This is a genomic window from Streptomyces sp. NPDC020597 (assembly GCF_044335095.1).
Lineage (GTDB): Bacteria > Actinomycetota > Actinomycetes > Streptomycetales > Streptomycetaceae > Streptomyces.
Window position 1 is genome coordinate 138,236 of record NZ_JBIRUL010000001.1, and the last position, 20,329, is coordinate 158,564.

The following is a 20,329-nucleotide window of genomic DNA, read 5'->3' on the forward strand; positions in this document are numbered from 1 at the left end:
CCCGGAGGCGGGCCGTCCGGTGGGGCATGATGTGCCCATGGGGACCGAGGGGGGCAGGAGCACCGCGCGGGTCATCGCGGGCCGTTACCGGCTGGAGGCGAGACTCGGGCGCGGCGGCATGGGTGTGGTGTGGCGGGCCACGGACGAGCTGTTGGGACGGCGTGTCGCGGTCAAGGAGCTGACCCTGGACGACACGCTCTCCGACGAGGAGGCCCGCGAACGGCGCGACCGGACGCTGCGCGAGGCGCGTGCGGTCGCCCAGTTGCGCCATCCGCACGTCATCGTCGTGCACGACGTCGTCGTGGAGGACGAACGCCCGTACATCGTGATGGAGTTGCTGGACGGCGGCTCGCTCGCCGACCGGATCGCCGAGCACGGCCCGCTCGCACCGGACGAGGCGGCCCGGATCGGCATCGCCCTGCTGGGCGCGCTGCGCGCGGCGCACGCGGCCGGGGTTCTGCACCGGGACATCAAACCCGCGAACGTCCTGCTGGAACGCGACGGCGACCGGGTCGTCCTCACCGACTTCGGCATCGCGCAGGTCTCCGGCGCCACCACGCTCACCCAGACCGGCTCGTTCGTCGGCTCGCCCGAGTACACCGCGCCGGAGCGGATGTCCGGGGCGCGCACCGGCGCGGAGTCCGACCTGTGGTCGCTGGGCGCGCTGCTGTGCACGGCGCTGAGCGGCGAATCCCCCTTCCGGCGGGACTCGTTGGGCGGCATCCTGCACGCCGTCGTGTTCGCCGAGATCCGTACGCCCCCGCAGGCCGGGCCGCTGCTGCCGGTCGTCCGGGGCCTGCTGGAGCGCGATCCCGACCGGCGGCTGGACGGAGCGGAGGCGGAGCGGCTGCTGCGCGCCTACCTCGACACCGGGTGCACGCCGACGCCGGTGTCCTGCGACTACACGCCGACGCAGGCCGACCTGCCCCGGCCGCAGACCGGGCAGGCCGCCCGGGAACGCTCCACGCGCAGTGTGCTGGTGGCCGCGCTGCTGGTCGCCGCGATGGCCGGCGCGGGCGTGTCGGCGGCGGCGCTGCTGATGAAGGGGGACGGCGACGGAGGGCGCGCGCCCGTGAGTCCGGCGCCGTCGGTCTCCGCGAGCGGGTCGGGACGCCCGGCGAGCGGGTCCCCGAGTGCGCCGGTGTCGTCCGCTCCGTCGCCCGCCTCCTCGCTCACGCCGAGCCGTACGCCGTCCGCCCCTTCCGGATACCGGGTCGCCGAGGACCCTGCCGGGTTCGCGCTCGCCGTGCCGGAGGACTTCGCACGGGTGCCGCAGGGCGAGCGGGTTTTCTACATGTCGCCGGGGCAGGTCTTCCGGCTGGGCGTCAAGGTCTCCGGCGCGTCGCCGGACGGCCCGCTCGCCGTGATGAAGCGGGCTGCCGCCCAGGGAGCGGACACCAACCCGGGCTACCACGACGGCCGCGTCACCGAGACGAGTCAGGGCGGACGTCCGGCCGCCCTCTGGCAGTTCACCTGGAACGGCTTCAGTGCGGCGGAGGGTCCCCGGCACACCTACGACCTGTGCTGGGAGGAGGGCGGGCGGCTGTACGACGTGTGGGTCTCGGCGCCGCTCGGGAAGGTGCGGGAGGCGCGGGAGTACTTCGACGTCGCGGTCGACACCTTCGTCGTCGGGTGAGGCGTCCGCGCGGGGTGTCCGCGCGGGGCGTCCGTGAGGGCGACCGCAGGGGCACCGGAGGGAACGTCGCCGGGAGCGTCAACGTAAAAGGGGCATAAGGAGCGGTACACGTCACGGGTCTGTGACCGGTGGGGCGGACCGGTGGAAATCGGCCCGTGTGGCGCGATGTGATGAGCTCATGAGTCACCACGGGGGAGTCGGGCCCGGGCCCGACGACACGACGAGTTTTGTTCTGCAACCGCCGAACCCGAACCCGAACCCTCGCCCGAGCGTCGATCCGGGCCCGCACGAGGGCCCGGGCCCGAGGCCCGGCCCGCAGCAGGGCGCCGTGCCGCCGCAGGTCGCGCAGGTGCAAGGCCCGCCGCGAGCGCCCGTGGACGAACCGCCGCAGGAGCCCGGCGTCGGGCGGCTCGTCGCGGGACGCTACCGGCTGCTCGCCAGGCTCGGACACGGCGGCATGGGCACCGTGTGGCGCGCCAAGGACGAGACCGTGGACCGCGAGGTCGCCGTCAAGGAACCCCGAGTGCCGGACTGCCTTCCCGAACGTGAACGGGCCAGGACGTTCGAGCGGATGCGGCGCGAGGCGCGGGCGGCGGCGCGGCTCGACCATCCGGCCGTGGTCGGCGTCCACGACGTCGCCGTCGTCGACGGCCGGCCGTGGATCGTGATGGAGCTGGTCCGCGGACGTTCCCTCGGCGACGCCCTTCAGGAAGGCACGCTCGGGACGCGCGAGGCGGCACGGATCGGCCTGGAGGTGCTCGGCGCGCTGGAGGCCGCGCACGCGGCGGGCATCCTGCACCGGGACGTCAAACCGGACAACGTGCTGCTCGGCCGCTACGACCGGGTCGTCCTCACCGACTTCGGCATCGCCCAGATCGAGGGCGAGACCAGCCTGACCGACACCGGGGGCTTCGTCGGCTCGCCCGAGTACATCGCGCCCGAGCGAGTGCTGGGCCGTCGTCCCGGGCCCGCCGCCGACCTGTGGTCCCTGGGCGTGGTGCTGTACGCGGCGACCGAGGGTGTGTCGCCGTTCCGCCGCAGCAACACCCCGGCCACCCTGCAGTCCGTCCTCCATGCGACGCCCGCCCCGGCCGCCGCCGCGCAGGGGCCGCTCGCCGAGGTCATCGACGCGCTGCTGCAGAAGGACCCGGCGCACCGTCCGGCGGCCGCGCGGGTGCGGGCCCTGCTGGAGGCCGCAGCGAACCCGCCCGCGCCGCAGCCGCCGCCGACCGGCCTGCACCCCGGACCTCCGCGCGTCCGGCGCCGGCCGGGCCGCCGCGCGGCCTGGCTCGGGCTCGGCGCCGCGGTCGTCGCGGCGGCGGCAGCGGCGTACCTGGTGTTCGCCGATCCGTTCGCCGGACCGCTGCCGGACGGCTGGACGACGAAGCCCGAGAGGGGCGTCACCGCGACGCTGGCCGTGCCGGACAGCTATGTGCGCAGCGAACCCGAGAAGACCGCCCCCGCCGACGAGCACTGGGTGGGCTACACCGATCCCAGCGGCGCGATCTCGGTCGTGCTGCGGGTGGAGCGCGGGGCGCAGGACGCCGGGCACCGGATCAAGGACTCCGCCGCCGCCGAGATGTACGCCGACAACGGGGACTTCAAGGAGGCCGGCAGCTACGAACTGAACATGCCGAAGGGGCCCGGAACCCGCACGGACGACAACGCCACCTTCCACGGCCGCAAGGCCGCCGGGAACACCGTCGTCTACACCACCACCGACAGCAGGCAGCCGGCCCCGCGCGAGCTGCGGATCCTGTACTACAAGTCCACCGCCGGTGACATGTACAAGCTCATCGTCGGTTATCCGGGCAAGGGCGACTTCACCGCCCGTGGCCGCGAGGTGGCCCGTACGGCCATGGCCCACCTGGAGGTCGACCGTCTGTGACCCGCCCCGGGACCGCGCCGGGGCCGGGGCCGGACCGTGCCGGGGCCGGGGCCGGACCGCGTCAGGACCGGGGCGCTGCAGGGTGCGGAAAACGCGGGGATGCACAGGCCTCGACGCGCTGATCAGCGGGTTTGTTGCCAGTGAACGCTGGCGTCATGTGTGCGGACGGTGAATCCCCATTACCGGCGGGTACCCAAAGTCCCGCGCGCGTCATACCCTGCGGCTCATGACGGACTCGCAGGCCCCGGAGAAGACTTCGGAACAGACGCCGGAAACGACTGGCACCAACCCCCTCGCCCCCGCACCCACCGGCGTCCGTACCGCCGCCGACGTGGTGACCCCCGAGCTGGTGGCCCAGCTCACCAAGGGGGTGACCGGCTCCGGCCGCACGGCCAACCACACGCCGTTCACCGGCGAGAAGCTCGCAGACCTGCCCGAGTCCACGCCGGAGGACGTGCTCAAGGCGTACGAGGCCGCCCGCGCCGCCCAGGCGGTGTGGGCGAAGACGCCGGTCCGGGAGCGGGCCGCCGTCCTGCTCCGCTTCCACGACCTGGTGCTGGAGCGCCAGGCCGAGGTGCTCGACCTCATACAGCTGGAGACCGGCAAGGCCCGGCTGCACGCCCACGAGGAGGTGCAGGCCGTCGCGGTCGCCGCCCGCCACTACGGCCGCAAAGCCCCCTTCTACCTGCGCCCCAAGCGGCACGCCGGCGCCATGCCGACCCTCACCAAGGTCACCGAGCTGCGCCACCCGCGCGGCGTCGTGGGCCAGATCGCCCCCTGGAACTACCCGCTGGAGCTGTCGGTCGGCGACGCGCTGCCGGCGTTCGTCGCGGGCAACGCGGTCGTCATGAAGCCGGACACGGAGACCTGCCTGACCGCCCTGTGGGCCCGTGACCTGCTCGTCGAGGCCGGTCTGCCCGCGGACGTCTTCCAGGTCGTCCTCGGCGAGGGCCCCGTCGTCGGCCCCGAGGTCGTCCGGCACGCCGACTACGTGTCCTTCACCGGCTCCACCCGCACCGGCCGCGAGGTCGCGCAGGGCGCCGCGGCCCGGCTGATCGGCGTCTCCCTCGAACTCGGCGGCAAGAACGCCATGCTGGTGCTGGAGGACGCCGACATTGAGAAGGCGGCGGCCGGCGCCGTGCGCGCCTGCTTCTCCTCCGCCGGCCAGCTGTGCATCTCGATCGAGCGGCTGTACGTCCACGAGTCGATCGCGGACGCCTTCGTCGAGCGCTTCGCCGCCCGCACGCGGGCCATGCGCCTCGGCACCTCCCTGGCCTACGGCGCCGACATGGGCTCCCTGGTCGGCGAGCGTCAGCTGGAGACCGTGACCCGGCACGTCGAGGAGGCCGTCGCCAAGGGCGCCACGGTCGTCGCCGGCGGCGTCGCCCGCCCCGACGTGGGCCCGTACTTCTTCGAGCCGACCATCCTCGACGGCGTCACGGAGCCCATGTCCGTCTGCACCGAGGAGACCTTCGGCCCGGTCGTCTCGATCTACCGCTTCAAGACCGACGACGAGGCCGTCGAGCTCGCCAACTCCACCCCGTACGGCCTGAACTCGTCGGTCTGGACGAAGGACGGCCGCCGGGGCCGGGACATCGCCTCCCGGGTGCGGGCCGGCACGGTGAACGTCAACGAGGGCTACGCCTCGGCCTACGGCAGCGTCCAGTCCCCGATGGGCGGCATGAAGGACTCCGGCCTCGGCCGCCGGCACGGCTCCGAGGGCATCCTCAAGTACACGGAGGCGCAGACGGTGGCCCAGCAGCGCCTGCTGCCGATGGCGCCGGCGCTCGGCATGGACGACGAGAAGTACGCGGCGTTCATGAGCACCAGCCTGAAGGTGATGAAGGCGCTGCGACTGCGCTAGCGCGCGCTCCGAATTCCCCTCCACCCGTTCTCAACGAGGAGAGCACGTGTCCCAGGACACCTACGACTACGACGTCCTCGTCGTCGGATCCGGCTTCGGCGGTTCGGTGACCGCCCTGCGTCTCACGGAGAAGGGTTACCGCGTAGGCGTCCTGGAGGCCGGCCGCCGTTTCACCCGTGAGTCGCTCCCCAGGAACTCCTGGGACCTGAAGAACTACCTGTGGGCCCCGAAGCTCGGCATGTACGGCATCCAGCGCATCCATCTGCTGGGCAACGTCATGGTGCTGGCGGGCGCGGGCGTGGGCGGCGGCTCCCTCAACTACGCCAACACGCTCTACGTGCCGCCGAAGCCGTTCTTCGACGACCCCCAGTGGCGTGGCATCACCGACTGGCAGGAAGAGCTGCGGCCGTACTACGACCAGGCCCGGCGCATGCTCGGCGTGCGCCTCAATCCGACGACGACCCCCTCCGACGTGCACCTGAGGGCGGCCGCCGAGCGGATGGGCGTCGGCGACACCTTCCACATGGCGCCCGTCGGCGTGTTCTTCGGCGACGGCGAGGACGCCGACGGCACGGCGAAGGCGAAGCCGGGGGAACAGGTCGAGGACCCCTACTTCGGCGGCGCGGGCCCGGCCCGCAGGGCGTGCACCGAGTGCGGCGAGTGCATGACCGGCTGCCGGCACGGCGCGAAGAACACCCTGAACGAGAACTACCTCCACCTCGCCGAGAAGGCGGGCGCCGTCGTGCACCCCCTGACGACGGTGGTCTCCGTCACGGACGACTCGCAGGGCGGGTACGCGGTGGCCACCCTCCCCACCGACGAGCGCCGCAGAGGCAGGGCGAAGGCGAGGGGCAGGGTCTTCAAGGCCCGCCGCGTCGTGCTCGCCGCCGGCACCTACGGCACCCAGACCCTGTTGCACCGGATGAAGGCCAACCGCCAACTCCCCTACCTCTCGGACCGGTTGGGCGAGCTCACCCGTACCAACTCGGAGGCGCTGGTCGGCGCCCAGACGGACGACCGCCGCTATCGCAGGGCGACCGGCGCGCCGAAGGTCGACTTCACGCGGGGCGTCGCCATCACCTCGTCCGTCCACCCGGACGCCGACACCCACATCGAGCCGGTCCGTTACGGCAAGGGCTCCAACTCGATGGGCGGGCTGTCGATCCTGCAGGTGCCGTACGCGGAGGGATCCTCCAGGGTGGCCGGCTGGCTGACGAACGCGGCCCGCCACCCGCTGCTGGTCCTGCGCTCGCTGTCCAACCGCCGCTGGTCGGAGCGGACCATCATCGGCCTGGTGATGCAGTCGCTGGACAACTCGCTGACCACGTATCTCAAGCCGTCAGGCGTCGGCCGGGGGCTGCTGACGGCACGTCAGGGACACGGTTCCCCCAACCCCAAGCAGATAAGGGCCGCTTCCGAGGCGGCCTCCGCGATCGCCGCCGAGATCAACGGCTTCGCCGGTTCCAACGTCGGCGAGCTGATGGGCACCCCGCTCACCGCCCATTTCCTCGGCGGCTGCCCGATCGGCGACTCCCGCGAGAGCGGCGTCATCGACCCGTACCACCGCCTGTACGGCCACCCGGGCATCTCGGTCGTCGACGGCGCCGCCGTCTCGGCGAACCTGGGCGTGAACCCCTCGCTCACCATCACCGCCCAGGCGGAGCGCGCGATGTCGTTCTGGCCGAACAAGGGCGAGACGGATCCGCGTCCGGCGCAGGGCGCGGCGTACGAACGGCTGAAGCCGGTGGAGCCGGTCGTCCCGGCGGTGCCGGCGGACGCCTTCGGCGCGCTGCGCCTGCCGTTCCTCGGGATGCCGGCGGTCCCGCCCCGGCAGTAGGGCTGGGCCGGACGCGTACGCGACGACTGCATGACGAAGGGACCTGCGCCCCCCTCCGAGCGCAGGTCCCTACGTGTGTGTGTCGCGTCGCGTGTTACGCGTGCGTGCCGACCTTGCGGCGACGGGCCGCGAACACCGCGCCGGCGCCGGCGAGCACGGCGACCCCGCCGACCAGGCCGATCACCGGCAGCGAGGAGTCGGAGCCGGTCTCGGCGAGGCTGCCGCTGATCGGCTTGGCGCTGCCCTGGGGCCTGGTGCCGGAGGTGGGCTTGTCGCCGTTCGGCTTGGCGTCGCCGGAGCCGTCCGCGTCGGAGCCGGCGGCGAGGATCCGGACGTCGTAGAAGTCGCCGTTGCCGTAGCAGGCGGCGCCCTCACCGGCGTAGACCGCCTCGCTCAGCGCCAGCGCGGAGCCCGCCGGGGCGGCGGCCTTGACCTTCACCCGCAGTTCCAGGCTCGCGGAGGAGTGCTTCTCCAGCGTGTCGAGCAGCCCGACGAAGGATCCCGTGACGTTGACCGACTTGCCGTGCTCGTCCTCGAAGGAGTCCTGGAAGCTGTTGGTCCACTTGCCGTCCTCCTTGACCTGGATGACGGCGAGGCCCTCGGACAGGAACGCCTCGGTCGATTCGTCGCCGTACTCGAGGAACGCGTCGATGTACACGTTCTTCAGGTCGCGGTCGGAGTCGTTGTCGACGACGAACGTGAAGCCGTGCCAGCCGGAACCGGCGACGATCTTGCTCGGCAGGCCCTTGACGTGCGCCGACAGCTTCTCGTCCAGGTCGAAGGAGTCGCAGTCCTGGTACGGGTCGAACGCGTCCCCGCTCTCGGTGGCCGACGGGCTCGCGGTGGAGCCCGAGGACGACGAGGGCGACGAGGACGACGAGGACGACGAGGCGGAGCCGGACGGAGAGCCGGACGCCTTCTGGCCGTCGGACGGGGACGACGACGCCGACGAGGCGTCGGTCGAGTCGCCGGACGCGCTCTGGCCGTCCGAGGCCGAGGCGGACGGCGAGGAGGCGCCGGTCTCCGAGGAGGAGGCGCTCGGCGACGACGTGCCGCCCTCCTCGGCGAAGGCGGCGGGCGCCGACAGAAGCGCGAGCGGCGCGATGACGGCGGCCGCGGCCGCGGTGGCCATCGAGCGGCGGAGATTCATGAAGACCTCGTGGATCCGGTGGTGGAGGCCTTCCGCATGGGGGTGTGGGAGTGGCCTTGGCTTGATACGTGTGACTGATCAAGGCCGAAAACAGTTGTCCTGCACTCACGCGTTCTTTATGTGACGCCCGTCACATGGGCGGTCTTCTCGCCGGACGAGGTTCCGGGTGCGACGAAGGGCCCCGCGGGACGGATCCGCGGGGCCCTTCTTTACCGTCAGCACCGGCGTCAGGGCAGCGCCGGTGCCTGGGGAGCGGCGCCGGGGGGTTGCGCCGCTGGTCTGGACCTCTGGCGGTCGAGGTGGGCAACAGCGCACGTGAGGCGGTTGCCCGAGGGGGACTTGGGCCCGTTCGGGGCTTTCTCGCATCGTGCTGGATGAGCGCGGCCTCCGCAACCGTTTGACCCAGCCTTGTGCATTTTTGCATTTTCCGCCGGTCGGCCCCGGGCGTCCCCGAGGCCGGCCGTTCTCTTGGGTGACCGGGCTGCTGTCCCCTGCCGTCCGGTCACTTTCCGGAGCGAGGTCCCACGGCGCACGAACGCGATCCGTACGCCTCTCGCCCCAGCGAGCCACGCGTGGTTCTTCCGGGCCCGCCCCTGGCTGGCGCGGACACGGGGACCAACGAAGCACCCTGGGCGGCGGTCACGCGCCGTACGGGTGAGAGGACGCCCGAACTGGTGCGCGGGCCGGTGCGCGGTCTCAGACGCGGCCCCGGCACAGTTCCAGCAGCGTCATCGCCAGGGACGTGCCGGGCTTGCCGAGCGCGTCGCTGTAGTGCCCGAGGATCTCCATCTCGCGGGAGAGGTTCACCCGCCGCCCGCCGGAGGCGATCCGGGCGTCCTGGATGACGGCCGAGACGGCCATCCGTTCCTGGATCAGTCCGATGATCCGGTCGTCGAGCGCGTCGATGCGCTCCCGGGCGCCGGTGATCAACTCGGCGGCCTCGGTGGTGCGGGCGCCGGTCTTCTCGCCGGCGGTGGCGGAGGGGGTGGTGGTGGCGGAGGGGGCGGCAGTGGCGGTGGCGGTCATGTCGGGGCTCCTGGTGGGAAAGGGGCCCCGGATCGGCAGGATCCGGAAAGCACCAGGCGCCCCGGACCTTGTCGGCCCGGGGCGCCTGGGAAGTCGCTCGTCAGTTGCTCAAGCAGCACGACCATGGCAGCCGGTGGGCCGGTTGCCATAGGTAAACAGGAAGGTCGGGTGCGTGAGCATGCGGACAGTATGCAGCGTCGCCGGAAGCGCTCCAACACGGTTCGCATCCTGAGACGCGGCGGCGGTCCGGGCGCAGGGGCCGCTCCCCGCGCCCGCCTCGGTAGAATCGGATGACACAGAGACCCCGCCCCACCGCCGGAAGGCCCCCGTGTCATCAGCGACTCCTACTGCCGCCGCCCCCGACACCGTCCTGGTCGTCGACTTCGGCGCGCAGTACGCCCAGCTCATCGCCCGTCGAGTCCGTGAGGCGCGGGTCTACAGCGAGATCGTGCCGAGCAGCATGCCCGTGGAGGAGATGCTCGCCAAGAACCCGGCGGCGATCGTCCTCTCCGGCGGCCCCTCGTCCGTGTACGAGGAGGGCGCCCCGACCGTCGACCGCGCGCTCTTCGAGGCCGGCGTCCCCGTCTTCGGCATGTGCTACGGCTTCCAGCTGATGGCGCAGACCCTCGGCGGCACCGTCGACAACTCCGGCGCCCGCGAGTACGGCCGCACCGAACTGCACGTCTCCCGCGCCTCCTCCACCCTCTTCGAGGGCACCCCGGCCGAGCAGTCCGTGTGGATGTCGCACGGCGACGCCTGCTCCGCCGCGCCCGAGGGCTTCGTCGTCAGCGCCTCCACGGACGTCGTCCCGGTCGCCGCCTTCGAGAACGACGAGAAGAAGCTCTACGGCGTCCAGTACCACCCCGAGGTCATGCACTCCACGCACGGCCAGCAGGTGCTGGAGCACTTCCTCTACCGGGGCGCGGGCCTGAGCCCGGACTGGACCACCGGCAACGTCATCGACGAGCAGGTCGAGGCCATCCGCGAGCAGGTCGGCGACCGGCGCGCGATCTGCGGCCTCTCCGGCGGCGTGGACTCCGCGGTCGCCGCCGCTCTCGTGCAGAAGGCCATCGGCTCGCAGCTGACCTGCGTCTACGTCGACCACGGGCTGATGCGCAAGGGCGAGACCGAGCAGGTCGAGAAGGACTTCGTCGCCGCGACCGGCGTCCAGCTGAAGGTCGTGGACGCGGAGGAGCGCTTCCTCACCGCGCTCAAGGGCGTCTCCGACCCCGAGGAGAAGCGGAAGATCATCGGGCGCGAGTTCATCCGTGTCTTCGAGCAGGCGCAGGCCGAGATCATCGCGGACGAGGGCCCGGCCGTGGAGTTCCTCGTCCAGGGCACGCTCTACCCGGACGTCGTCGAGTCCGGCGGCGGCACCGGCACCGCCAACATCAAGTCCCACCACAACGTGGGCGGGCTCCCCGAGGACCTCGAGTTCCAGCTCATCGAGCCGCTGCGCAAGCTGTTCAAGGACGAGGTCCGCATGGTCGGCCAGGAGCTCGGGCTGCCCGACGAGATCGTCCAGCGCCAGCCGTTCCCGGGTCCCGGCCTCGGCATCCGGATCGTCGGCGAGGTCACGAAGGAGCGCCTGGACCTGCTGCGCGACGCCGACGCCATCGCCCGCGAGGAGCTGACGGCCGCCGGTCTCGACCGGGACATCTGGCAGTGCCCGGTGGTCCTCCTCGCGGACGTCCGCAGCGTCGGCGTCCAGGGCGACGGCCGCACCTACGGCCACCCGATCGTCCTGCGCCCCGTCTCCTCCGAGGACGCCATGACGGCCGACTGGTCGCGGTTGCCGTACGACGTCCTGGCGCGGATCTCCACCCGGATCACCAACGAGGTCAGCGACGTCAACCGTGTCGTCGTCGACATCACCTCGAAGCCGCCGGGCACCATCGAGTGGGAGTGACCTCGTGCACGGGGCTCAGGTCCGCCTGAGGGCGCGCACCGGCTCTCCGGGCTTCCAGACCTGGGCGACCAGGTACGTGTCGTCCTCGACGTAGGTCCGCACGACCTCCGTCAGTTCGGTGCGGAAGAGGTGGAACGGCTCCGGCGGTTCCACCTCTCTCACGTAGGCCGCCTTCACCCGCGCGTCGTCCACCTCGACCGCCCGGCCGGCGACGCGGACGTCGCCGCCGTCCGGCCCAGTCCCCTCGCCCGGGTTGGCCTGGAGGCTGAAGCGGGGGTCGCGGCGCAGGTCCAGCGCCTTGAGCGAGTCAGGCATCATGCCGAGCCACAGTTCGCCGCCGACGAAGTGGACCTCGAGGCCGCTGGTGCGGGGCGAGCCGTCCTTGCGGAGCGTCGCGAGGACATGGTGCCGGAAGGTCTCGAAGCGTTCCCGGGCGATCCTCGCCAGGTCCGGCGCGGCCGCGGCGAAGGCCGCCCAGGTCCCTGTCATGGGGCTCTCAGTCATACGGCGAGTGTGGCCGCGATACCCGACACCTTGTGTCGGTGTTTCGCACGGGTTCGCCGGCGGTCGGAGATGCTCAATATGTGCACCAAAGGTGACGAGAATCGTCATCTTTGCATAACGGCTCTGCCCTTTTGTGTTGACCGACGGTAACTTCCGCATCGTCAAGCAACCCAGTGCTGGAGGACCTATGCACGGGCCCACACCGCCTGCCCCCCTGCCCACCGACCGGCTCCGGTTCGCCATGCCGCCGATGCACGAATCGGTGGAGGACGAGCGCCTGCATCGCAAGGAACGGCTGGCGGGCGCGGTGCGCCTGTTCGGACGGCTCGGCTTCGAGGACGGCGTCTCCGGCCACATCACCGCCCGCGACCCCGAGTTCGACGACTGCTTCTGGGTCAACCCCTTCGGGATGCCCTTCCAGCACGTCACGGTCAGTGACCTGGTGCTGACCAACCAAGACGGACAGGTCGTCGAGGGCCGCTACCACGTCAACCAGGCCGCCTTCACCGTGCACGCCCAGGTGCACGCGGCACGGCCCGACGTCGTGGCCGTCGCGCACTGCCACTCCGTGCACGGCCGCGCCCTCGCCGCCCTCGGCGAACTGCTCGACCCCATCACCCAGGAGAGCTGCGCGTTCTACGAGGACCACGCCCTCTACGACGCCTACACCGGGGTCGCCGTCGACGCGGAGGAGGGCAGACGCATCGCGACCGCGCTCGGCTCCCGCAAGGCGCTCGTGCTGCGCAACCACGGACTGCTGACGGTCGGCGACTCCGTCGACGCCGCCGCCTGGTGGTTCCTGTCGATGGAACGCTCCAGCCAGGTCCAGCTGACCGCCAAGGCGGCGGGCCGTCCCGTCCTGATCGACCACCGCGCGGCGGTGGCGACCCGGGAGCAGCTCGGCGGCGACCTGGTGGCGTGGATCAACTACCAGCCGCTGTGGCAGGAGATCAGCCGCAGCCAGCCCGACCTGCTGAGCTGACCCTGCCCTGCTCCACCCTGCCCTGCGCCACCCTGCCCTGCGCCACCCTGCCCTGCGCCACCCTGCCCTGCGCCACCCTGCCCTGCGCCACCCTGCCCTGCTCCACCCTGCCCTGCTCCACCCTGCCCTGCCGCTCTGTCCGGCCGGCTCTCAGAAGCCCTGCAGCACGGCGGCCTTCGTCCGCGCGAACTCCTCGTCGGTCAGCACACCCTCCCGGTGCAGCTCGCCCAGCTCGCGCAGCCGGCGCAGCAGCACGTCGTGGTGGTCGGCCGGCGGCGGGACCGCCGCCGGGCGCCGCCGTGCGCGGTCCTCTCCGCCCTGCCCGTGTCCGCGTCCAGGTCTTTCGCCCCTGTGGCCGGGCCGCGGGTGGGCGCGTGCGGAGGGGTGTGGCAGCCGGGCGGTGACCGCCGTCGCGACCAGCGCCGTCAGCAGGTCGCGGCTCACGTTGCCCCACAGGTCGAGGGCGTACGGGTCCTTCTCGGCCGGCAGTTTCGAGTGCACCGTCTCGCGGGTCACGAAGCGCAGGAAGCCGTCCTCGAAACCGGAGTTGGGCAGCCATTCGACCTGCACCACGTCCCCGACGTCGAGCACCCTGGGCCCGGTGGCCCGCTTCACCCGGTCCGAGGTCTCCGCCCAGTCGACCCGTACCTGGACTCCGTCGAAGGACACGATGCCGTCGGAGGACCGCACGGACACCGGGACCGGCGGACCCGGCAGGAGGTACGCCGCGGTCGGCTCGCCCGGGATCTGGTCCAGCAACAGCGCGTGCCGGATCTCCTCGGCGAGGTACTCGGCGGCCCCGGAACGATCCACGTCCACGGTGAGCCGGTAGGGATCGGCCGCGTCGGGCAGCCGCCCGCCGGTCGCCTGCAGCAGCGGATCCGCGCCCTCGCGCAGCCGCATCCGCAGCCGCCCGCGCCTGCGTTCGGCCTCGTAGACGATCCCCGCCACCGCCTCCAGAGGCACGGCGATCTCCCCGTACGTCTGCCGGAACAGCGGCACGGAACGGTGCAGCCCCGGTGTGATCCGGATCGTCGCGCCGTCGAAGGCCCAGGTCCCGTCCCGCTGGATGATCTCGGCCATAGGTGAATTCTCGCAGCCGGGTCAACAGCGCCCTCCGCGCTTCACCCCCGCTGACCAGACCTGACAGACACCGAGGGGGTGCCGTAGGGCACAATTCGACGGCATCACTGGGGAGTTGTTCACAGGGTGGCGGCCCGGCCCGCTCAGGGTCCCTCGGGGACCGCCATCCGATCGGGTCGCGGGGAAGGCGGGCGTCGGACGTGGCGGTGCAGGAGGCGAGACAGGGCGCGAGCCCCGGAGCGGGAGCGGACGTGCACGACGGCGGCTGCACCTGCGGTGACTGCCCGCACGGGGCGCGTGAGGGACACCGGCGCGCGGTCGCCGCGTTCCTGCTGAAACGAGACGGGTACGCGGCCGGGCAGGGCCTCCCCGCCGCCGTCGCCCACTCCGTCTCCGCCTCCCGCCAATGGGTCTCCGAGGAACTGACGCAGTCCGCGGAGCTCGTCGCCGAACGCGGGCGCGCCGAGGGCGAGGCCTGGCTCGGCCGTCTGTGGCTGCGCACCACGGTCACCGTGTGGGCGGCGGTCATCGTGCTGCTGCTGATCCAGTCCCTGACCGCCGTCGGCGCCGGCTGGACCGCCGCCCGCACCGCCGGACTCCTCGCCGCGCTCCTCGTCGCCGGCGCGCTCACCGCGGCCTCCTGGTTCCACCGGGCGCGCGGCGGCGCGCTCGCCCCCGTGATCGGCGAGGACAACCGCCTCTCCACCTCCCGCGCGGTCGCCGTCGCCTGGGTGCTGCTCGTGGCCTACGCCGTGCTGGTGCTGGCCGGACGGCTCGCCGCCGCCTCCGGCCCCGCCGAACGCGACGCGCTGATCGCCGGACTCGACCTCGCCCGCGGCGCCGGCACGGTGACCGTCCTCGCCGTGGTCTGCGGGATCGCCGTGCTCGTGCGCCGCGTCGTCGGCCTGCGCGTCCTCGCCCAGCGGCTGCAGAAGATCCGGGCCCACCGCCCGCGCGCCGCCGACCTGCTGACCGACGACTCCGGTCGCGGCGCCTTCGCGGACATCCAGTACGCGGTCATCGGCGCCGTCGCCCTCGTCTTCGCGGGCGTCCGCCTGGCCCGCCGCCCCGACCAGCTGCCCGACCTGCCCTGGGGACTCGCGGTCGTGGTGCTGATCTCCGCCGCGACCTACCTCGCCGGCAAGTACGCCGAGGGCGGCCGCCCCGTCATCCTCTCCGTCGTCCGCTCCCGCGAGGCCGGCGACCTCGACGCGCCGATCCGCACGGGCGACGACATCGAGATCCGCGGCGCCGGTTTCGTGCCGCCCGGAGCCCAGACCGCCGACCGGCTCTCCCGCATGGTCGTGCGCATCGGACCCGTCCACGTCCATGTCCCGCTGGTGCCGGTCACCGGAGGGTTCAGCAACCCTGCCGACACCGTGCTCACCGTCCCGGTACCGGCGGACGTGGAACCGGGGCGGGCCGAGGTCCAGGTCGTCACGGCCGCCGGGGTGGAGACGAACCGGTACACGATCGACGTCACCGAGTGAACGGTCTCGCCGGAGTGAACCGCCGGACCCCGTTACCCGTGCACGCAGTTGAGCGCACCCCCCATTTCGTACGTATGGTCTGTTGAGGGGTCCACCAGTGCGGGCGAGAGGCGGCTACGGGCGATGACTCACAGCATGCGGACGGACGCTTACCCTCCTCATCTCGACGGCGGAGGCCGTGGCTGGCGGGACACCGCCACCCGGTACGCCCTCCTTCCCCTGCGCGTCTTCCTCGGTGTCACCTTCATCTACGCCGGTCTCGACAAGCTGACCGACAACGCGTTCCTCAAGGACAGCGGCGCCGGCTCGATCGGCGAGACCATGCGCGCCGTCCGTGACTCCTCCGCCATCCCGGCCCTGGTCGACATGGCCTTGAAGAGCCCGGTGGGCTTCGGCTACGCGATGGCCTTCGGCGAACTGGCCGTCGGCATCGGCGCGCTGCTGGGCATCCTCACCCGGCTCGCCGCGCTGGGCGGCGCGCTGATCTCGCTCAGCCTGTGGCTGACGGTGAGCTGGGCCGCCGAGCCGTTCTACTACGGCAACGACCTCCCCTACCTCATGGCCTGGCTGCCTCTCGTCCTCGCGGGCGCTCCGGTCCTCTCCCTCGACGCCGTCTGGCGCTCCAGGCGGCGTCGAGGCACCGGCGGTCTCGGTTAGTACCGGGGCGCGAGGGCCGGAGGTCGGGGGCTGCGGCGGCAGGCGGTCAGGGCGTCGTGTTCGCGCCGGGCGTGGTCGGGCCGGTGCGGGGCGACGACCCGCGCCGTCTGCGTATGCTCCGGGCCGTCATACCCGCCGCACCCGCCAGACAGAGGCCGCCCGTGACGAGCGGGATCAGCACGAACCAAGGCGTCTGCCACAGGCCGCCCGCGTCCCCCGCGAAGAGGACGCCCGCGAGGACGAACGCGGCGCCCGCCACGAGCCTGCCGGGCCTGAAGTCATGACGCAGCACGGGCCACCTCCACCTGTCCGACTCCCACTCTCAGGTCCAGATCGATGGTCCCCTTCGCCGCCGTCCCCGAGACCGGCGGCAGGGTGACCTCCTTGTGCTTGCCCGGCTCCACGTCCACGTCCTTCTCGTCGTCGCCGGGCAGCTGGATGTCTCCCAGCCCCACGTCGATCCGCACCTTCACCGTCGCGCCCGGCGGGACGATCACCCGCAGCCGGCCCGCGCCCACCTCTGCGTCGGTGCTCACCGTCTCCCCCTGGGCGGGCGCCAGCCCGGAGAGGTCGAGAGTGCCGTCTCCGGCGCCCAGGTCGTAGGACGCCCGCACGTCCGCCGCCGTCATGGGCCGCCACGTGGTGTCCGTCCAGTGCGTGCCGATGTCCTTCGGCAGGACGGCCGCGCCGGCCAGCAGCCCCGCCGTGACGATGGCGAGGAAGACCGACCCGGCTCCCGTCCGCCCCAGGAAGGAGCTGACCGCGATCCCGCAGCCGAGCACGATCAGCGCCGTCGCGAGACCCGCCTGCAGGCTGGTGCCGAGCGGGTGGTGGTCCCAGGCGAGCCGGGTGACGAGGCCGCCCGCGAGCAGGGCGAGCAGGAAGAGCCAGCCGCCGATCCAACGCGGCCCACGCGGTTCGGCGCGGGGCGTGCGGGGAGTGCCTACGGCCTCCGGGCCGGGTCTGTGTCCGATGAGGTCGACGCCGATCGACGACGTGATGTCCCGGCCGCGGGCGTCCCAGGGGCCCCACAGGTATCCCGTGCCGCCGTCATGCGTGCCGTCCTTGACGATGGGGTCACGCCACCACGAGGGGTAGGCGGTGGGCGCCGGCGGCGCCTTGGCCTCCGGCGGAGCGTCGGCGACGGCCTGGGCGGCCAGCGGGTCGGGGTCGAAGGAGTCCCGGTGCCGCGACCAGTACCCGGCGCCCGCGAGCAGCAGGGAGACGACGACGGCGAAGGCCAGCACACTGCCGTTCTTCAGCATCGTCAGCAGCACTCCGCAGCCCACCAGCGCGAACAGCACGGCCGCGAGGGCCTGGCCGTCCACCCGGCCGGTCAGGAGCTTGCGCACCTCGTTCTGCTCGTCGTCGGCGTAGGGGACGAAGAGCCAGGCGAACCCGTAGAAGATGAGGCCGACGCCGCCGGTCGCGGAGAGCACGGCGAGCGTGATCCGGAAGATCACCGGGTCCATGTCGCACTGACGCCCGAGGCCCGCGCACACCCCTGCGAGCATCTTCTGCTCGCGGTCCCGACGGAACCGGGGAGGAAGGGCGGCCACCCTCCCGGCGGCGCCCGACGGCCGACCGCCGGGGCCCGCTTCGGCGCGGGACGCCGCCGCGGCGTCCGTCGCCGCCTTGACGGCCGCCTCCGCCGCCGTCATCGCGTCCGCCTCCGCGGACGGGCCCCGCGGGGTGCGGGCGTCTCCCGCCCCGACCTGCTTTCCCTGCGCGTCCCCCTGTTGCGTCTGCGCGTCCCCCTGCCGTCCCCGGGCGTCCTCCTGCTCTGCGTGCGGGCGAGGGCGCTCACCTGCGGCGCCCGGGGCGCCGGGGGACGAGGCGGCCGCGTCGGACGCGGCGCCCCCGTCGGGCACGGCGTCCGCGGCGTGCTGGTGATCTGTCATGACTCCATGGTGGCGGTCGGGCGGCCCCCGCGGCAGCCGTGACGACCCTGGTCGGACCCTGATATCGGCCCTGACCCGAGGCGGGGGAGGCGTTCGACGAGCGGCGGCGCCGAAGATCAGGGGCGTCTCGGGGGCGAACCCTGATGCCCTGCCACGCGGCCCGTGTGAACATCGTTGGCATGCCGGAAGCCGCAGCAGCGCCACTCGTCGAACCGCGGCCGCCGCGCAAGCTCTACCGCAGCAGCGACGGACGCTGGCTGGGTGGCGTGGCGCGGGGGCTCGCCGGGCACCTCGGGCTGCCCGTGGTGTGGGTGCGGCTGGTCTTCGCCGGGCTGTTCATGGCCGACGGTCTCGGCGCGCTGCTCTACGCCGCCTTCTGGTTCTTCGTGCCGCTCGGGGTCGGCGGCGTCGGCGACCAGAAGCCGCCGTCCCTCGTCACCACCGAGACCGCGCCCGACGGCCGCCGCAGAATCGTCGCCCGCAAGCCGGACAAGGGGCAGATCGTCGCCCTGCTCCTCATGGTCGTCGTCGCCATGGTGTTCGTGGGCAACGTGAACCTGGGCAGCGGCGCCAAGGCCTATCTGCTGCCCGCCGTCCTCGTCGGCGCCGGCGTCGCCCTCGTCTGGCGCCAGGCGGACAACGCTCGCCGGGCCCGCTGGGTCGAGGTCGGCCGAAGACGCCGCACGCTCACGCTGCTGCGCACCGGCGCCGGCGTCCTGCTGGTCACGGCCGGCGTCTCCGGCACGTTCGTGCTGCAGGGCTCCGCGACCCACCTCGGCTCCGTCCTGCAGGCGGCGCTCGCCGTCATCGTCGGCATCACCCTGCTCGCCGGCCCCTACCTGGTCCGCATGACCCAGGACCTGTCCGAGGAGCGGCTCATGCGCATCCGCGCCCAGGAACGCGCGGAGGTCGCCGCCCATGTCCACGACTCGGTGCTGCACACCCTGACGTTGATCCAGCGCAACGCGGAGAACGCGGGTGAGGTGCGCCGCCTCGCCCGTGCCCAGGAGCGGGACCTGCGCACCTGGCTCTACAAACCCGAGGGCACCGGCAAGGAGGAGGCCGACGAGCCGACCACCGTCGCCGACGCGGTCCGGCGCAACGCCGCCGAGGTCGAGGACAAGCACGGCGTCCCCATCGAGGTGGTGGTCGTCGGCGACTGCCCGCTCGACGACGGCGTCGGCGCACAGATGCAGGCCGCGCGCGAGGCGATGGTGAACGCGGCCAAGTACGGTGGCGAGGGCGGCGCGGTGCAGGTCTTCGCCGAAGTCGAGGGCAGGACGGTCTTCGTGTCCGTCCGTGACCGAGGACCGGGCTTCGACCTCGACTTGATACCCGCCGACCGCATGGGCGTCAGAGAATCGATCATCGGCCGCATGGAGCGCCACGGCGGCACGGCGCGGCTGCGGGCGGTCCCGGGCGGCGGCACGGAGGTCGAGCTGGAGATGGAGAGGGCGGAGAAGACGTCATGAGCGACCCGACCGGCACGGACGGCATGAACGACACGACGGGAGCGGGGGCGGCCGAGCCGGCCCGGGCCCCCGGCGACGCTGCGGGCGGGCGCCGTGTGCGCGTGGTCCTCGTCGACGACCACCGCATGTTCCGCACGGGCGTGCAGGCCGAGATCGGCCAGACCGAACAGACCGGGGTCGAGGTCGTCGGAGAGGCGGCGGACGTCGACCAGGCGGTCACCGTCATCACGGCGACCCGGCCCGAGGTCGTCCTCCTCGACGTCCACCTGCCGGGCGGCGGTGGCGTCGAAGTGCTGCGCCGCTGCGCCCCGCTGATGGCCGACGCCGAGCAGCCGGTGCGCTTCCTTGCCCTGTCCGTGTCGGACGCGGCGGAGGACGTGATCGGGGTGATCCGGGGCGGCGCCCGCGGCTACGTCACCAAGACGATCACGGGAACCGACCTGGTGAACTCGATCTTCCGGGTGCAGGAGGGCGACGCGGTCTTCTCTCCGCGTCTCGCCGGGTTCGTCCTCGACGCCTTCGCCTCCACCGACGCCCCGCCGGTCGACGAGGACCTCGACCGTCTCACCCAGCGCGAGCGCGAGGTGCTGCGGCTCATCGCCCGCGGTTACGCCTACAAGGAGATCGCCAAGCAGCTCTTCATCTCCGTCAAGACGGTCGAGTCGCACGTCTCGGCGGTGCTGCGCAAACTCCAGCTGTCCAACCGGCACGAGCTGACCCGCTGGGCCACGGCACGCCGGCTGGTGTGACCGTCCGGTAGGCACGCCCACGATCACACCGTTACTCTGTGCGCGACGGGAGGAGGGCTCGTATGCTGCTGCGTTTCCGTACGGCGAACGTACGGTCACTACGCGAAGAGCAGGAGTTGTCCTTCGTCGTTCCTCCCGGAGAGGGTTCCGACGCGGCACGGACGGGTCGACTGTCTGACGG

The 20,329-nt window shown here is 72.5% G+C and carries 16 protein-coding genes; 10 read left to right on the forward strand and 6 right to left on the reverse strand.

What is annotated here, in order from left to right:
* Positions 1–37 precede the first annotated feature (37 nt).
* From ACH4ZA_RS00725 to ACH4ZA_RS00740, 4 genes are all read left to right on the forward strand, one after another.
* On the forward strand, positions 38–1,636 hold the full coding sequence (locus tag ACH4ZA_RS00725) for a serine/threonine-protein kinase (protein ID WP_319277070.1): 1,599 nt from the start codon (positions 38–40) through the stop codon (positions 1,634–1,636).
* A gap of 178 nt (positions 1,637–1,814) precedes the next feature.
* Positions 1,815–3,524, forward strand: a complete 1,710-nt coding sequence (locus ACH4ZA_RS00730; protein ID WP_398427430.1) for a protein kinase — start codon at positions 1,815–1,817, stop codon at positions 3,522–3,524.
* Positions 3,525–3,750: 226 nt separating this feature from the next.
* Positions 3,751–5,388, forward strand: a complete 1,638-nt coding sequence (locus tag ACH4ZA_RS00735) for a succinic semialdehyde dehydrogenase (protein ID WP_319281272.1) — start codon at positions 3,751–3,753, stop codon at positions 5,386–5,388.
* Positions 5,389–5,434: 46 nt separating this feature from the next.
* Positions 5,435–7,225 (forward strand): GMC family oxidoreductase N-terminal domain-containing protein, encoded by a 1,791-nt coding sequence (locus ACH4ZA_RS00740; protein ID WP_398427432.1) that lies wholly within the window; start codon positions 5,435–5,437, stop codon positions 7,223–7,225.
* 94 nt (positions 7,226–7,319) lie between these two features.
* On the opposite strand, the gene ACH4ZA_RS00745 is transcribed toward ACH4ZA_RS00740, so the two are convergent.
* Both ACH4ZA_RS00745 and ACH4ZA_RS00750 read right to left on the reverse strand, forming a co-directional pair.
* Positions 7,320–8,375: an LAETG motif-containing sortase-dependent surface protein gene (locus ACH4ZA_RS00745; protein ID WP_398427433.1), complete on the reverse strand. Its 1,056-nt coding sequence runs from the start codon at positions 8,373–8,375 to the stop codon at positions 7,320–7,322.
* A gap of 696 nt (positions 8,376–9,071) precedes the next feature.
* Complete coding sequence (locus tag ACH4ZA_RS00750) at positions 9,072–9,401, reverse strand: chorismate mutase (RefSeq protein WP_398427434.1); 330 nt, start codon at positions 9,399–9,401, stop codon at positions 9,072–9,074.
* Between the two features lie 328 nt (positions 9,402–9,729).
* On the opposite strand from ACH4ZA_RS00750, the gene guaA reads away from it, so the two are divergent.
* Entirely contained in the window at positions 9,730–11,310 is a 1,581-nt protein-coding gene (guaA, locus tag ACH4ZA_RS00755) for a glutamine-hydrolyzing GMP synthase (RefSeq protein ID WP_398427435.1), read from the forward strand.
* Positions 11,311–11,325: 15 nt separating this feature from the next.
* Here the strand turns inward: guaA and ACH4ZA_RS00760 are convergent, their stop codons facing one another.
* Positions 11,326–11,799: a pyridoxamine 5'-phosphate oxidase family protein gene (locus tag ACH4ZA_RS00760; RefSeq protein ID WP_398427804.1), complete on the reverse strand. Its 474-nt coding sequence runs from the start codon at positions 11,797–11,799 to the stop codon at positions 11,326–11,328.
* 202 nt (positions 11,800–12,001) lie between these two features.
* Here ACH4ZA_RS00760 and ACH4ZA_RS00765 point away from each other — a divergent pair, with 202 nt between their 5' ends.
* Positions 12,002–12,796, forward strand: a complete 795-nt coding sequence (locus tag ACH4ZA_RS00765; protein ID WP_319281267.1) for a class II aldolase/adducin family protein — start codon at positions 12,002–12,004, stop codon at positions 12,794–12,796.
* A gap of 150 nt (positions 12,797–12,946) precedes the next feature.
* Here the strand turns inward: ACH4ZA_RS00765 and ACH4ZA_RS00770 are convergent, their stop codons facing one another.
* On the reverse strand, positions 12,947–13,879 hold the full coding sequence (locus ACH4ZA_RS00770) for a DUF4429 domain-containing protein (protein WP_398427436.1): 933 nt from the start codon (positions 13,877–13,879) through the stop codon (positions 12,947–12,949).
* A 200-nt stretch (positions 13,880–14,079) separates the two neighbouring features.
* On the opposite strand from ACH4ZA_RS00770, the gene ACH4ZA_RS00775 reads away from it, so the two are divergent.
* Together ACH4ZA_RS00775 and ACH4ZA_RS00780 are read left to right on the forward strand one after the other, a co-directional pair.
* On the forward strand, positions 14,080–15,369 hold the full coding sequence (locus ACH4ZA_RS00775; protein ID WP_398427437.1) for a hypothetical protein: 1,290 nt from the start codon (positions 14,080–14,082) through the stop codon (positions 15,367–15,369).
* A 123-nt stretch (positions 15,370–15,492) separates the two neighbouring features.
* Positions 15,493–16,026, forward strand: a complete 534-nt coding sequence (locus ACH4ZA_RS00780; RefSeq protein WP_398427438.1) for a DoxX family protein — start codon at positions 15,493–15,495, stop codon at positions 16,024–16,026.
* Positions 16,027–16,072: 46 nt separating this feature from the next.
* Here the strand turns inward: ACH4ZA_RS00780 and ACH4ZA_RS00785 are convergent, their stop codons facing one another.
* A complete protein-coding gene (locus tag ACH4ZA_RS00785; protein ID WP_398427439.1) occupies positions 16,073–16,318 on the reverse strand; it encodes a hypothetical protein in 246 nt (81 codons plus the stop codon).
* Complete coding sequence (locus ACH4ZA_RS00790; protein WP_398427805.1) at positions 16,305–17,687, reverse strand: PspC domain-containing protein; 1,383 nt, start codon at positions 17,685–17,687, stop codon at positions 16,305–16,307. The genes ACH4ZA_RS00785 and ACH4ZA_RS00790 overlap by 14 nt, the downstream gene beginning before the upstream one ends.
* A gap of 419 nt (positions 17,688–18,106) precedes the next feature.
* On the opposite strand from ACH4ZA_RS00790, the gene ACH4ZA_RS00795 reads away from it, so the two are divergent.
* Positions 18,107–19,399: a PspC domain-containing protein gene (locus tag ACH4ZA_RS00795; protein ID WP_398427441.1), complete on the forward strand. Its 1,293-nt coding sequence runs from the start codon at positions 18,107–18,109 to the stop codon at positions 19,397–19,399.
* Complete coding sequence (locus tag ACH4ZA_RS00800) at positions 19,396–20,148, forward strand: LuxR C-terminal-related transcriptional regulator (RefSeq protein ID WP_398427442.1); 753 nt, start codon at positions 19,396–19,398, stop codon at positions 20,146–20,148. The genes ACH4ZA_RS00795 and ACH4ZA_RS00800 overlap by 4 nt, the downstream gene beginning before the upstream one ends.
* The last annotated feature ends 181 nt before the right edge of the window (positions 20,149–20,329 follow it).